A 15,148-nucleotide genomic window follows, 5' to 3' on the forward strand; every position below is an offset into this window, starting at 1 on the left:
GACTATTCTTAATGGTTCAGTAATAGGAAAAAAAGATTTTTGATCAAATGAGTATATATTTTTATATTTTCAACATAATAGAACATAACAAATGTTTCCAATTATTTTCCCATCCGGTCGTAAAGTTGTGCCTGCATTGATTATTGTGGATATGCAAAATGGTTTTGTAAGCAAAGATGGTTCTTATGATAAATTAGGAATGAATACATCCAATTATAGAGAAATAATACCTAATTTGAAAGATTTAATTCAATTTTGTAGAGAGAAAGAAATTCCAATTTTTTTTACCGAAGCAGTAAGGGAATCGACGGGCATCGATTTGTTAACAAAAGTACATAACTTTTTGCCTAAATCAAGACAAGAACGTCTCAAATCTCCAATCTGTGTAAGAGGCACTTGGGATGGAGCCACGATTGACGAGCTTAAACCACGGGATAATGAAAATATAGTCATTAAGAGAAGGGATTCAGCTTTTCAAGACACAGAACTAAGAGTATGGCTCCAGAGTGAAGGTATTAACTTGCTCATATTTGCAGGAATAGATACATCCATCTGCGTTGAGACCTCATTAAGAGATGGATTTAATCTCGGTTATGATGTAATATTGATATCTGACGCCACCGCATCAGGAAATAAGGAGCATTACAAGACGACTTTGGAAAGAGTATCAGAATACTATGGCTTAGTAATGAATATAGCACGCTTTAAGAAGGCCATGAATGATTTGGATAAATTAAGAAAACATGAAATTGATTTGAACAATATTTCTGATACAGAATTAAACGCTTTCCTTGAAGAATTTAATTTACTCGATCCTAGAACTTTTGCTCTATCTCCTACTTGAGACGCGAAAGTTTAAAATCTATTGTTCATGTAAAGTTAAGCAGGCAAAGTTGACGATGCAAGGTCTAAGTAAATGAGTCATGTTGTTTACAAAGGAAAAAGCATTATTAATAATATATTCAATAATTTACAAACCTACCTCATTTAAAAATTAAAGTATTTTCATCTTTGTATTTTTATCCACACGTTTGATATCCAAAAAAAGAACATAATAGGATAATTTCAATAATCAAAACAATTTTGTTTATCGCATTTAGAAATAACAATAAATATGCTCGCAAGATTTAATTTTTTTGATATTAGAAGACAGTATCGACCACGATACAACGATTTATCTCCTCATCCTTATACGTTGCGATTCACAGTTGCTTTATCTATTTCCTTCATAGTTTTATAACAATATAGGGGTCCAAAATACCAGATGAATCTAGATCAAAATTACATATAATAAAATTAGTATAATTAGGTTACGTATTCTTCGGAACTTAATTTATCCCAGGCACACAGTATCATTAAAAAAATAATATGTTTACCTGTATAGAGCTCCTGAATAGCAGGTACAGACAGTCATATAGTATCTGACTGTTAAGCACCTATTCGTCCCTTTTTACAGCATCAAAGGTTATTTAGAAAACCATCAGCATAATACTAATTCCAATCCGGTTATACTATCTAACAGTTCCAGTTTTCTAAGTGTGTTTAATTCCTCCTCTGCAATAATAAAATCGATCTCCCAACTATAACACACGATAATTATGGTAATTTCTAGAGCCCAACGTTTCTATAGTTATCAAATCTATTATACTTTACAGCCTCATTCAGCACAGTGAAGGAAACCTGCTCGGCCATTCTACGCAGGTTCCCAACCTCATCTCGATATGCATCAAGGGACGTATGATCTTTATATCCCATAAATACTTCTTTTATCTTAAATCCATTCATTAAAGTTTCAATTAGCAACCAGACATCGATACCCCAGCCGTCAGGAGTTTGACCTGAATTATTATGTTCTATCAGCGTAGACCAGACTTTCATTGCTGCACATACTTCTCCGCTTAAAGGTTGTTGAAATTGTGGTGCCTCAGGAAAAAAAACTTCAAGCATTGGTCTTGCAATTAGTTTAGTCACAGCTCCGTCTCGGGGATGTCTATCGTAATATCCTCTCGTCATATCATATCCTTCTTTAATAACCGGAGCAACCAGCAGATCGACCCAATCTGTTGAAAGATTCTTTATATCCGAATCAAGAAAAAGGGCTAAATCATATCTGTTGTGATTTTCAATAGTAGTTGCAGAATAATTTACATTGCTCTTACTTTTGTTAGAATATTTACCAAACAATGCTTCCTCTAAACCCGCCCTCATAGCGATTCCCTTGCCTGGATATTTTTTCAATGGCTGCTTTATCACCGTCGTTCTTTCTAACTTTTCTGCAATTTTGATAGTATTATCCGTAGAAAAACCGTCAACAACTATAACATCTGGATCATAATTGCTTTGTCTGACTTTTGATATTGAATTTGCAATTGTAGTCTCTGAGTTCTTTGCACAAAAAATTATTACTAATTTAGGATTTTTCAACATAACTTTAACTTCAATATCTTGTTTTGATTTTTCCTCAGTTTTTAACATATTCTTGGATAAGTATATCTACTTGTTATAAGTTTCTGTACCGAAGATAATATTAGAGGTTTATTTTGCATATACATGGCTATTTACTACAAGATCCTGAAAATAGAGAAAAATCCGACACCAAATATATCTATAGAGAGAAAGTTGTATGACGCAAAGAGTTTTCTGCAGGTCTAGAAAAGGTTCATGGTAGCAGCCTGTCTCTACTGAGTGAGGTACATGGCATACTCAAGTACATAAATCATGGTCATCGATCACCATATCCATTCCTCCTTGAAGAAAAGCCTCATAGAAAGAACAACATAGCATATCAAGACAGAATTGAATGATTCGGTGAATATTTCCCTTGTAAGTTAAAGCATAATAAATTATAACATATAATAAACTAGCTGGAATCTGAATGTTGATTATTACTAGGAATTGCGCCGTTAAGTTAACAGTCTTGTAAACCGATACACAACTTCTAACTGTAAAGAAGTTTTGCTTTCCTAGACTTGCGTTTTTGGTTGTATTCCTGCGATCTTATCATACAAGGCAATAACTAGTCCCTGTTCATTTACAAATGTAGGATTAATTAGCCCGCCCGTGCATCCATAACCATCTTACTCCTAACAGGTTGAGTTCGGAAAATCCTGTTTGGAGAAATATTAATTGAATCTTTGAATAATATTTTGGCTGTCGTCTGCGCCACGTTATTTAATTTGTGAATCGTAAACGTTATCTAATACTCAGTAAATTATCTTTATAAGGTAATCACATTTTTGATGGACCCGTTCAAAAATGAGGTCCCTCCAGATATTTTTGCCACGATGGAGCACTTTACATCTTCGTAGAGAAGAACAGAATCAACAAGTAACTTGCTGTTTCAGTGTATTCTGTATCTTGCATTGGTTTAGTGATCATAGTTTGATTTCTTACTTCAGAAAAGCAGAGCATTCATCTTTGAGTATGATCATTATCGTACGATAATTAGATTCCTTGTAAGCCTTATCAACAAATCATAATATTTGTTTCTTTCATAATTGGTATTTTCCACGAGCAAAGTATCGTTCCTATTATCTATAAACCCAAATAGTTAGCCAAAAGCGTTGTTGATTAGTAACCAAACAAGCACCTTTAGTTCACATAATGATGAAGGATATAATTTACAAGAATTTTTACAGTGTCTCAAAAATACTCAAAATTTGTTTTTGTTCCATTCAAGGATTATTTCTATCCTGGTTATCTCTTCCTGTAATTTGCTGATCTGCAATCCGTTAAATGGAATAACTGAATGGAGTTTTCCTCTAATTTCCTTTAATTCCATCAGATAGGAATCTAATATGACTTTTACTATGTTCTTTTCATAAATAGGAATATCATTATTATTATAACTTAATACAAAACTATCGTATACGGTATCTAATTTAGCCCAAGCTTCTGTGATTATTTCCTTGCTAAAAGTCTTTTCGGCTAATTGTTCTTCCATTAACCTGGAAACCTCTTCTTTTTTAAAAAGAAAAGCGTTCTTGATTGATTCGTTATATTTATAATCATTGGAATTAGATGTAGACTTTTCGAAATTCTCGGCCATTGACCTCCATGTTTATCTTATTTTTACTTAAAAACTTATTGTCCATATTATGACATCACTTTATATATTGCAGATATATGTCGCCTTTTTAATTACCGCAAGTAGAACACCTCGTACTACAATTGGCTCTGGATTGTAGATATACTATTTAGATCTCAATAAGCCATCTGAAAGATTATTTCGATTCCATACTCGAAATTATGTTTCCATCCGGAACTGCATTCAAAAGTTGTAGTCAACTGGATGAAAAGTAATAGAGAATATCGCAGTTAAGATTATCTTAAAGGTAAGAGCAGAGTAGATTTGGCGTCGGGTTACAATTGACCATGAAAAGAGTCAAATTCTCGTACTTCTAGATCTAAAGAAAGTAACATGCATGTTGCTAAAAAATTTGTGAGAAAAGAGGAATATTTACAGATGGTAGTAGATGTACCCAATCGTTAATAGATTCTTAAATCATAATGATCAGATCAGATCCATTCCTCCTAGGAGAAAAATACAATCGAAGAATTCTGTAGTACGCAAATAACATAATAGTAAATTTTCTTGCATCCCACCCATCTTTGTAAATGACGACATCATTTTAATTTGCCGTATGTAAATTTTTTATTACATTTATTGAAGAAGAGGACCAATATAATAGAAGTATTATCTATAATCTGGATGTCTTAAATATAGATAATTATCATAGCATTTATGAAGAATTATAAGCCATAGGTTTATTTATATACACCATACGATAGAATCGAATTGTATCCATTAATATTGGAGTTTTTAACTTGAAAGAAAACTTTATGCTATAACACAATAACTTAAATCATTGACTAAATGCTTTGATCATAGTCCTTTTCAATATCAATAGTCAAAATTCTTTGCTTAAACCTTTTTTCCGATTATATCCTTTATAGATACTGTTCCAATAATCCTATTATAATTTTTTAGTCGTCTTCCGAAATCATTTCAAATCCCTCATTGGTTATTATTTCAATTATCGCTACTATGTAGACTTGTTGACATACAACTAAAGGGTTTCTTGTCATTATATCCGGTCTTTTTAACACATCAACACTTTTATTTTCTTTAATTGCATGGAGTGTATCGATGATACTGACCATACCCATTACATTATAATCGTTATCCATGATTGGCGATTCGTTAATTGCTTTAAATTATTCTTGTTCCAATTTCTACTACGGTCACATTTTCTTTAGTAACTTCAATGAATACCGACAATCAATTTAAGGCTTTCACATTCTAATCGTTTAGTTCAATAGTAAATTCCTATGGATTTCATAGGTTTCCATTTTTTTAGAATAAGTTACTGTTATCATTCTACATTTTTAGCACAGTAATTTCATTTTTCTATATTAATATTAATATCGTTAATTCGGGAACTGACTAGATCTGCAAGAATTTGCTGGTAAAAAACCATAGGAATAAGATATTGCTATTACGATTTATAAATTTCAGCGAATGTGATAAAGATAGATAGGATCCTAAACAAACAAAATTTTCTTCATTCTTTTATTCTAACATATGTTTGCCCAACTAATTTTAGATTGAAAATAATCAAATTTGGCCATATATATGAGATTCGACAAATAAAAATACCATTGTCGGCTTTATTATTTGTTTATGGCAAAAATAACAATTTCTGCAATCAAGGCAGATATAGGATCTATAGGAGGGCATACGCGTCCCAGCGATGAGATAATTCAAAAGGTAAAAGATCTTGTAGAGGTCGAATCGAAAAATCTGTTAATAGATCATTATATCGGGTATACGGGAGACGATATCCACATTATTATGACTCATAGACATGGAATAAGTAGCAAAGACATACACAGAATTGCTTGGGATTCATTTACTGAAGGAACGAAGGTCGCAAAAGAACAAGGGCTGTATGGAGCAGGGCAAGATCTTCTCAAGGATGCTTTTTCAGGTAATGTTAAGGGAATGGGACCTGGAGTAGCAGAAATAGAATTAGAAGAGAGACCAAGTGAAGTCTTTTGTATTTTTGCAGCAGATAAAACTGAACCGGGCGCATTTAACTTTCCTCTTTGGAGAATGTTTGTCGACGCAAGAAGCAATACGGGGCTGATAATCAATGAAGAACTAGCTAAAGGAGTACTTATAAAAATCATGGATGTAATGACAGGAAAGATTGCTGATCTAAAGCTATGGAATGATAAAGCAGAGGTTGAAGCGGCCCTCATGTACCCAGGCAGATATGTAGTCCATTCAATTTTATCTCATAATGGTGAACAAATAGTATCTTGTTCTACAGATCGATTGCATAATATTGCAGGAACGTACGTTGGGAAAGATGATCCAATTGCTATTGTAAGAACACAAAAGAATTTTCCAGCAACTGAGGAGGCGGGGAGTACTTTTAATAATCCTCATATAGTCGCAGGAAATACGAGAGGAAGTCACCATATGCCTTTAATGCCTGTAAAATTAAATTCGGCCGCCAGTATCAATTATGCTATACCTATTGTTTCTTGTCTTGTATTTAGTATGCATAACGGAAAATTAGTAGGTCCACATGACGGCTTCGGAACGGTGGATTGGGACTATCAGAGGATGTTAGCATCTGAAAGGGCACAGATGATGAGAGTTCAAGGTTTTGTGCATCCAGCAACTCTTGTTCCAGAGGAACTTGAATATAACAAAGGCTATGAGGCAAGAATGGCAAAGCTTAATGAAAAGTTCAAATAATCCTATTTAGCAATAAAATCCTAAAATCTGATTGTTCTTTATATTCTATAATTATTTTGAATTCTTTCCTTTATTACAATAATGGGACACGAACTGACAAAATAACTAAACGACATGTATGTTTTTGATATTTCTTATCAATCTAGTTCCTTTAATTCGCTAACACGTTGTATAAAATAGCAGGACAAGGAAATAGCATTAATATTGGAGTCTATTACAATGGGATGAAATAGTTATAAACATTTTTAAAATTTTTGGAATTTTAGTGCTGAACAAAACACTTCCAAGGAGAGAATCATTTTCCTGTTGTGAAATAAATATTCGTTGCAAGCTTTCAACAACTATCAAAAAATCAGTATGGCAAGATTTACAATGACTATAATGATATTATGCTATTAAAGATATTTCTTAAACCAATCTGCGGCATATCTAGCCACTTCTTCTAATTTTCCTTTTTCTTCAAAGAGATGTGATGCTCCTGGAATTATTATGATCTGTTTCTCCTTGACATTTGGAATTTGATCATTTATGACTTTTTTGTTCCAATCAATAACGGGCAAGTCATTCCCTCCTACAATAAATAAAATGGGGCAGACAATGTTTTCTATAGATGTATATTGAGAAGCTAAATCTACTCTCCCTCCTCTTGACACAACAGCTTTTACCATATTCTTCATTTTCTCTGCAGCAATCAAAGCAGCGGCGGCTCCCGTACTTGCTCCAAAATATCCAATACCTTCTACTTTACCTTTTTGTTTATAAAAATTTAGAACATATTCAGTTACTAATACTAATCTATCAGCTAAAAGAGGAATATTGAATCGATACTCTGCAGTAATGTCGTCTACAAGCTCTTCATTCTCAGTTAATAAATCTACAAGTAGTGTTGAAATGCCATATTTATTCAAAACCCTAGATACGTATTTGTTTCTCGGGCTATGGCGTCCGCTACCGCTACCATGGGCAAAAATAACTATTTTATCTGATTTGCTAATACTATTGAGGTTTCCTTCGATAAACTCATTGCTTATAGGAATTCGTATCGTATATTCATCATTATCAATATTGTAAATACTATTCATATGCATCCTTAGAAGTGGTAAAATTTATTTATTTAATGTTACCAATGATACTTTGCTTATCGAACTCTGCTTAGGATAAGGCGATTCAGTGAGATTTCCCATTGGTTCACATACTCCATGTTCAGGATTTTGTCACAACATCGGTTATGGAATTATTGACTGGTGGCAGATCTCATTTTTTCACATCTTGGTAAGTTAGTTCAAGAAAATTTGAGTGGTTGATAAAGAAGGGTATTGCGGCTACGAATAATTTTTCTATTTCAAACTCGGCAAAAGAATGTTTAGGAACATTCATTTTAATAACATTCAAAGCACTGGCTGTGATAGATTTGATTTTACAACTAATAGCAAATTCAAATTGTAATTCTTCCTAGAAAGATGTTCATCTGAATTTATAATAGGAACAAAATTTGCAAACTGTTTTCCGATTTCAAATCTTTTAATCTTATCGCTGTTTAAATTTATTTGAAGACTTGAACAAAATAAACAATAAGGTTATGATTGAATATCTATGGATCTCCAAAATAATTTAAAATTAACAATCAGTATACGAACATACTATTTTTAAGTTAGACTAGAATGTTAACCTAAAAAATTACTGATGGAATTCCTTTTCCAGTGCATCCTTTAGCAGGTGAATATGTCTTTCTCGGTCCTGTTTTATTGTTTTCCACATGTCAACTAAATCTTGTCTACCATCTTTCTCAGCATCCTGAATATACTTACCTATGACATCATATAAGAAATCGGCATCCTTCCCTAGCGTTCTTAGTATATCATAAGCGCGGTTGGTTAAACCTGTATCTGTTGTATCGGACATTATATACTCTATATACCATATTGTTCTTATAGTTTAGTTGATTTAATTACAAAGCCCATTAAATTTGCACTCGCTTTGAGGTTATAACTTTGTCTCGGTTCAAAAGTTCAACTTAATTATTTGTAACTGCATAATAAAGTTGTGAATACACTATTTGAAGATCGAATAGACGCGGCACAGATGCTCGCCAAAAAAATTGAAAGTTACCTAAAATACGAACAAAAGAATATTACTTTTTCAAATAAAGAGCTAATAGTTTTAGCAATACCACGAGGAGGTATTATTCTTGCAAATGTAATTGCATCCTATTTTGATTGCGAGCTTGACATAATAGTTTCAAGAAAAATTAGGCACGAATTAAATAAAGAATTGGCAACAGGAGCCGTAATGCCAGATGGAACAATTTTTATGAACGAACGGATCTTAAAAATTGCTCCAATTTCTCAAAAATATTTGGAACAGGAAATAGAGTTTCAAAAGAAGGAAATTTCCAGACGACTGATTGAATTCAGGGGGACTACTTCTTATGCTGATAAATTAAATGACAAAATTGTGATCTTAGTAGACGACGGAATAGCAACAGGAGCCACCATTATTGCATCAGCCCATTGGTTAAAAAAAAACTATGCTTATAAGAAATTAATTATAGCAGTTCCGGTGGCACCCGCTACGTCTGATACTGTTAATGTTTTAAGCAGAATTGCAGATAAGATGATTATCTTGTATACTCCTGAAGAATTTTCAGCTGTCGGTCAATTCTATCAAAGATTTGATCAGGTAGATGACGAAGAAGTAAAAGAGATAATGAGAAAGTACCTTTTTGATGTATGATTTCACATTGTCTATTATTGAGAAATCTAAAGAAGAATTCGAGAATAAGATGCATTTGTCAATAAAGTGAATGGCAAAGTTGCTTTGCTAAATTTTATACCCATTGCAAAATATCAATCATTCTAAATATCTATTATCATAATTCACTTGATGATTTAGATTTGAAATCTTTAATAATACTAATTTTTATTGTCAAAAGACAAAAGGCAAGTCATTGTTTAGGACACTGAATAACTTTTACTAAAAAGCATATTTAAAAAAGCATCATCTTGAATCATATGGGTAAAGAACGAGATATCGACAATAGTTGTCCTCAGATTTGTCCCTATGATCCTGAAAAATAGAATACTATGATATTTTACATAAATGTTAATTTATCTTTACCTTCAGAAAAGGTATTACTAAATTGACTACTTGTAATAGCGATGACAAAATATCCAGACCTATTAGTTTATTCTCGAGTGATTTAAGAAAAATTGACTAGTAATGCTTCGCTATTACCTTTGAGCATGAAACTGAATGTGAAAATAAGGATACAAGATCTCGTTTGATTTTGTTAATACTTGTACCAATTACACGAGTCTTAAGGTAGTTTCATAATAGTTCTCTCACTTTTCCTTATAAGTTTGTTAATTCCTAATACAACATTAGGGATAATGGATGAGCATACAATTTAGTTATGATTCATTAGAGAAACCAAAAGATATAGATTTCTTATTGAGTAGAATTGGTGAAGCAGAGTATGTTTTATTGGGAGAAGCCTCTCATGGTACCTCTGAATTTTATCAATGGCGTAGTGAAATATCCAAACGATTGATTAAAGAAAAAGGATTTTTATTTATTGCAGTGGAAGGTGATTGGCCAGACTGTTATAAAGTAAATAAGTATGTAAAAGGTATGTCTGATGCCTATAAAACTGCAAAAGAACTGCTTCGCTCTTTTAATAGATGGCCCACATGGATGTGGGCAAATACAGAAATGGTAGAGTTAGTCGAATGGTTAAAGGGGCATAATAAAGGGATCCACAATGAAGATCAAAAGGCTGGGTTCTACGGATTGGACCTTTATAGTTTATGGGAATCGATGGAAGAAATAATTCAGTACCTTAAGAGAGTAGACCCTTTACTATTACAGGATGCCATAAAAGCGTATAATTGCTTTGAACCTTATAATAAAGAAGTAGAAGCATATGCTCGAGCAACAGCATTTGTTCCAAAGAATTGTGAAAAGGAAGTTATTGATATGTTAGTAGCATTAAGAAACAAACAGACTTTATATAGTAAGAATCATGAAAACAGAGATGATTACTTCAATGCAGAACAAAATGCACTAACTGTAAAAGATGCCGAAAATTATTATAGAACAATGATTAGAGGAGATGTAAACTCCTGGAATTTAAGAGATACTCATATGATGGATACTTTAGAAAGATTAGTAAATTATCAAGCTAATGGAAGCAGTAAAAAGAAACCCAAAGCGATAGTTTGGGCTCATAATACACATATCGGAGATGCAAGGTTTACTGACATGTCACCTTCTGGGATGATAAATATTGGTCAACTTGTTAGAGAAAAAAAGGGAATACAAAATACTGTTTTGATTGGGTTTAGTACCTATGAGGGAACGGTAATTGCAGCCAGAGAATGGGGAGCGAGAATGGAAATAATGAATGTTCCTCAAGCAAGGGAAGGAAGTTGGGATTGCGTTTTACATAATCTTAGTGTAGAATTGAATAGTAAAAAAAGAGATAGAACAATTGTTTTTGATAGAAATTCTTATATTAATAGTGTCTTAAAAAAGACAGATGATAATCTTATTTATGATGAAAATTATGAAACTCGAGGTCAAAGGGCCATAGGAGTAGTTTACAATCCTCAATATGAAAGATATGGAAATTATGTTCCAACCATATTATCTTTGAGATATGATGCGTTATTATTTATTGATAATACTAATGCTCTATACCCATTACACCTTAAGCAGGTAGAGGATAAGGATCTTCCAGATACCTTTCCAAGAGGAGAATAAAAGAGAATATCCACCAAGTCGATTGCAGATAGATCTCCACGACATGGATTCAAACACTTGTAATAGATGCATAGTAACAATCTCGTCATTCACATTTCGTCTGTCCTTAATCGTTCTAGGCATCCTCAAAATATATAGACTAATCACTCTGCTTAAATAATGCGATTTACAAGTACTAAAATCTTTATTTAGGAGTAAAATATCGTGAAAAGTTTAACAGTTATTGAATATCCAGACTTGCAAATTGTACCTCAAAACGAGAGATAGGCATAATTCGTTAGAAATGAAATTTGCAATCCTCTTAAGTTAACTTCTCCATGGATTAAAGAAGATTTTCAGCCAAATCGAAAAAAATATAATTTTAGTTGTGTGGCTAATTAAATTCACAGGCGATGTTGATTTTGCCATCATACTGACAATTTTCGTTGGTGTATCAATGTTGAAATCTGTATTTTAGATGTATAGTAATCATGGTGTTCCTTTATATAGAATCAATAGCCATACTTACATTTTTTTGACAATAAATTTTATCAATTCGACCATTCGACATGCAAAGCCCCATTCATTGTCATACCAGGACAGTACTTTGATAGTGTTGCTTTTCTTTCCTAAAACCATTGTGCTGAGGCCATCAACTATGGAAGAATGGGGGTCTCCTATTATGTCAGAGGAAACTATTGGATCTTCCGTATACGATAATATATCCTTAAAATCTCCTTCTGCCGCCTGCTTTAGTGTGTTGTTGATATCATCATTAGTGACTTCTTTTTCCAAAGTTACTACCAAATCTATTATGGAGCCATCGCTTACAGGTACTCTTAAAGCCATACCGTCTAACTTTCCTTTTAGTTCAGGAATCACTTCTCCTATGGATTTTGCAGCTCCAGTTGTAGTAGGGATGATGGATTCTACCGCAGATCTTGCCCTCCTTAGATCCTTGTGGTGTAAATCCAGAAGATTCTGATCATTGGTAAAAGCGTGAACTGTAGTCATAAACCCTTTCACTATTCCATATTTATCATTAATTATTTTGGCGACTGGGGCAAGGGCATTGGTAGTACAAGATGCCATTGATATTATATTGTGATTATTGGCATCATACACTTTTTCATTTATTCCTAAGATCATCGTTGCATCAGGGTTTTTCGCGGGAGCTGAAATTACGACTTTTTTTGCTCCTGCCTTGAGGTGCTTGCTGGCTCCATCCCGATCCTTAAATTTCCCGGTAGATTCCAAAACAACATCAATTTGAAGCGGACCCCAAGGAAGTAGCTGCGGATCTTTTTCTGAAAATATTTTGATTTTGTGATTATTTATTACCAGGTAATTATTATTAGTATCCACAATTACAGTGCCATCAAATTTTCCATACACTGAATCGTATTTGAAAAGGTGCGCAAGAGTATTTATATCCCCAAGATCATTTATTGCAGTAACATTAATTATACTAATAAATTTATTATCCTTCAATGCTGCTCTTAAAAAAGTCCTACCTATTCGTCCAAAACCATTTATGGCAATATTTTTCATAATTTATACCAGAGATAATCTATTTTAAGTATTATTCTAAGTAAGCGATGAATGCAATTTCTCTTTATACGATCCATGAAGAAAAATTACTGAAAACGAGTCTTCACTTTAACACATAAAAAAATTTTCTCCTCAACTTTCTTAGAAAGCTGTCCAAATTGTTTCTCTTATCTCGCCAGCAGACGCAAAAGATATAAAAGAAAATTATGAACGGGTAAATACCATCTAGAATGGATAGAAGATATGGTTACAATTAGGACTAGACACAATTGTTATTGACTATCTATAACTTTATACTCCTAACTCATCAGCCAGTTTTACCAATTTTTTACTGTAACCTATAGGAAAACTCTGAACTTGATCTATATCTGTTAGAAACGGAATCATTTGAACTTGTTGGGAATGATATAGTTGTGTTGCATCCAATGAAGGCAAAGACTTTACAATAAAACCATTTTCAATAATCTTTTCTAAAAGAGGGAGAGAACCTTCGACGTGCTCATCTGCAAGTGAAATTATGTCCTGGACTAATATCTTCCGGTCATCAAGTATTCGGTGTATTTGTTTAGGGCCCGGGTATGTATGTTTGCCAGGACTTGTTTTTACTTTATAGATGATTGATTTTTGTTTACTTGCTTTTCCTTCAGTTTTCTCAATGTCACTGGCAAGTCTAATTACTTCGTTACTGATATGTGATTTGTCCTCTTTTTGTACTATTGTAGCTACCATTTTATAAACACCATTTATTACCGGATTATCTCGTGAAGTACAAAGCTCTGTACCAACAGCGAAACTATCTATTGGAGCCTTATTTTTGAGTAATTCCTTTATAATATTTTCATTCAGATCACCACTTACCATTATTTTTGTACTATGATAACCAATGTCCCCAGCCTCATCCAGGATTTCTCTTACTTTTTTACTTAAATACAACAAGTCTCCGCTGTCCAGCCTGACTCCTTTTGGTAATATTCCTTCATTGATTATCATTTTTATGGCGTCTAATGTATCGTAAGTATCAACTAGAAGAAAACTATCAGGAAATAATTTGCAGAACTCTTTAAACGCAATTATTTCACTATCAAAACTCATAATAAATGAGTGTGCCATAGTTCCATAAACAGGGATACCAAATTGCATGCCGGCCAAAGTATTAGATGTACCTGCGCATCCTCCCACATAAGCTGCTCTGGCTGCTAAAAGTGCAGCTTGTGGTCCGTGTGCTCTTCTAGAACCAAATTCAATTATTGGTTTGTTATTAGCAATATTACAAATTCTAGAAGCTTTTGTAGCGATCAGAGTTTGAAAATTGATTGTCGATAAAATATAAGTTTCTAATAACTGAGCTTCTATGATAGGAGCCTCGATTCTAAGTATTGGTTCGTTAGCAAATAGTACAGTTCCTTCTGGCACAGCCCAAAGGTCACCTGTAAACTTCATTTTAAGCAGAAAATCATAGAAATCTTGACTTATTCCTTTAAAGACGTCTAGCGACCTTAAATATTCTATTTCATCTTTGTTGAACTTAAAATTCAAAATATATTCTACTGCTTGTTGCAATCCTGCTATTACCAGATATGACCTGTTTTTAGGGAGTTTCCTCACGAATAATTCGAAGATACCTATTGTTTTCCAATCTTTGTGATATTGACTGAAATAATACCCAGCAGCCATAGTTATTTCATAAAAGTCCGTTAAAAGAGCTGCATTACATTCGGTACTACTACCATTAATATATTTCAATTCAGTTTATTTTAATAAAGTACATAATAAATCCTCACATCACACTATCGCATTTTGTATAGATTAATCATTAGGAACTTTGTAAAAGAAATCTTCTATTAGCTCTCTAACTTGGATGGCTTTGCGTTTCCATCATATATATCGTAAATCGCGACACCATTGCTAAAAGACGTAACCGATATTGTGATTTTGGAGTATACCGTGTAAGAAAATACACATAATAAATTTACTTAAACCAATGTTTCCCTCTTTTTTGATTAGATCAATCAAGATAGATAAGGTGCTATCGTATTTGTTTCATAAAAATGGAGGAGAACACAGGTTTAACAATTGATTAGACAGGAT

At 33.1% G+C, this 15,148-nt stretch carries 11 protein-coding genes; 4 read left to right on the top strand and 7 right to left on the bottom strand.

Going from position 1 to position 15,148, the window contains the following annotated elements; genetic code table 11:
• Nucleotides 1-91 precede the first annotated feature (91 nt).
• Nucleotides 92-844, top strand: coding sequence for a cysteine hydrolase family protein (locus tag AB0A59_RS15640; RefSeq protein ID WP_458745275.1), 753 nt, complete (start codon nt 92-94; stop codon nt 842-844).
• A 764-nt stretch (nt 845-1,608) separates the two neighbouring features.
• Here the strand turns inward: AB0A59_RS15640 and AB0A59_RS15645 are convergent.
• From AB0A59_RS15645 to AB0A59_RS15655, 3 genes are all read right to left on the bottom strand, one after another.
• Entirely contained in the window at nt 1,609-2,475 is an 867-nt protein-coding gene (locus AB0A59_RS15645; protein WP_458745277.1) for a glycosyltransferase, read from the bottom strand.
• Between the two features lie 1,177 nt (nt 2,476-3,652).
• The gene (locus tag AB0A59_RS15650) at nt 3,653-4,048 is read right to left on the bottom strand and encodes a hypothetical protein (protein ID WP_458745278.1); all 396 of its coding nucleotides are present in this window, start codon (nt 4,046-4,048) and stop codon (nt 3,653-3,655) included.
• A 938-nt stretch (nt 4,049-4,986) separates the two neighbouring features.
• Nucleotides 4,987-5,190, bottom strand: coding sequence for a hypothetical protein (locus AB0A59_RS15655; protein ID WP_458745280.1), 204 nt, complete (start codon nt 5,188-5,190; stop codon nt 4,987-4,989).
• A 493-nt stretch (nt 5,191-5,683) separates the two neighbouring features.
• Between AB0A59_RS15655 and AB0A59_RS15660 the strand changes: the two genes are divergently transcribed.
• Nucleotides 5,684-6,769, top strand: coding sequence for a fructose 1,6-bisphosphatase (locus AB0A59_RS15660; RefSeq protein ID WP_458745282.1), 1,086 nt, complete (start codon nt 5,684-5,686; stop codon nt 6,767-6,769).
• Nucleotides 6,770-7,164: 395 nt separating this feature from the next.
• Here the strand turns inward: AB0A59_RS15660 and AB0A59_RS15665 are convergent, their stop codons facing one another.
• The gene (locus AB0A59_RS15665; protein ID WP_458745284.1) at nt 7,165-7,851 is read right to left on the bottom strand and encodes a dienelactone hydrolase family protein; all 687 of its coding nucleotides are present in this window, start codon (nt 7,849-7,851) and stop codon (nt 7,165-7,167) included.
• 595 nt (nt 7,852-8,446) lie between these two features.
• A complete protein-coding gene (locus AB0A59_RS15670; RefSeq protein WP_458745286.1) occupies nt 8,447-8,671 on the bottom strand; it encodes a hypothetical protein in 225 nt (74 codons plus the stop codon).
• A gap of 141 nt (nt 8,672-8,812) precedes the next feature.
• On the opposite strand from AB0A59_RS15670, the gene AB0A59_RS15675 reads away from it, so the two are divergent.
• Nucleotides 8,813-9,502: a phosphoribosyltransferase gene (locus AB0A59_RS15675; RefSeq protein ID WP_458745288.1), complete on the top strand. Its 690-nt coding sequence runs from the start codon at nt 8,813-8,815 to the stop codon at nt 9,500-9,502.
• 660 nt (nt 9,503-10,162) lie between these two features.
• A complete protein-coding gene (locus AB0A59_RS15680; protein WP_458745290.1) occupies nt 10,163-11,530 on the top strand; it encodes an erythromycin esterase family protein in 1,368 nt (455 codons plus the stop codon).
• Between the two features lie 504 nt (nt 11,531-12,034).
• On the opposite strand, the gene gap is transcribed toward AB0A59_RS15680, so the two are convergent.
• Together gap and AB0A59_RS15690 are read right to left on the bottom strand one after the other, a co-directional pair.
• Nucleotides 12,035-13,063 (bottom strand): type I glyceraldehyde-3-phosphate dehydrogenase, encoded by a 1,029-nt coding sequence (gene gap / locus AB0A59_RS15685; protein ID WP_458747629.1) that lies wholly within the window; start codon nt 13,061-13,063, stop codon nt 12,035-12,037.
• Between the two features lie 288 nt (nt 13,064-13,351).
• Nucleotides 13,352-14,803: a nicotinate phosphoribosyltransferase gene (locus tag AB0A59_RS15690; protein WP_458745292.1), complete on the bottom strand. Its 1,452-nt coding sequence runs from the start codon at nt 14,801-14,803 to the stop codon at nt 13,352-13,354.
• Nucleotides 14,804-15,148: the final 345 nt, after the last annotated feature.

The organism is Candidatus Nitrosocosmicus sp. T (assembly GCF_054408485.1).

Excerpts from the sequence above, each read along its gene's own strand:
- AB0A59_RS15640 (WP_458745275.1), top strand. The coding sequence starts at position 92 with ATGTTTCCAATTATTTTCCCATCCGGTCGTAAAGTTGTGCCTGCATTG.
- AB0A59_RS15645 (WP_458745277.1), bottom strand. The coding sequence starts at position 2,475 with ATGTTAAAAACTGAGGAAAAATCAAAACAAGATATTGAAGTTAAAGTT.
- AB0A59_RS15650 (WP_458745278.1), bottom strand. The coding sequence starts at position 4,048 with ATGGCCGAGAATTTCGAAAAGTCTACATCTAATTCCAATGATTATAAA.
- AB0A59_RS15655 (WP_458745280.1), bottom strand. The coding sequence starts at position 5,190 with ATGGATAACGATTATAATGTAATGGGTATGGTCAGTATCATCGATACA.
- AB0A59_RS15660 (WP_458745282.1), top strand. The coding sequence starts at position 5,684 with ATGGCAAAAATAACAATTTCTGCAATCAAGGCAGATATAGGATCTATA.
- AB0A59_RS15665 (WP_458745284.1), bottom strand. The coding sequence starts at position 7,851 with ATGAATAGTATTTACAATATTGATAATGATGAATATACGATACGAATT.
- AB0A59_RS15670 (WP_458745286.1), bottom strand. The coding sequence starts at position 8,671 with ATGTCCGATACAACAGATACAGGTTTAACCAACCGCGCTTATGATATA.
- AB0A59_RS15680 (WP_458745290.1), top strand. The coding sequence starts at position 10,163 with ATGAGCATACAATTTAGTTATGATTCATTAGAGAAACCAAAAGATATA.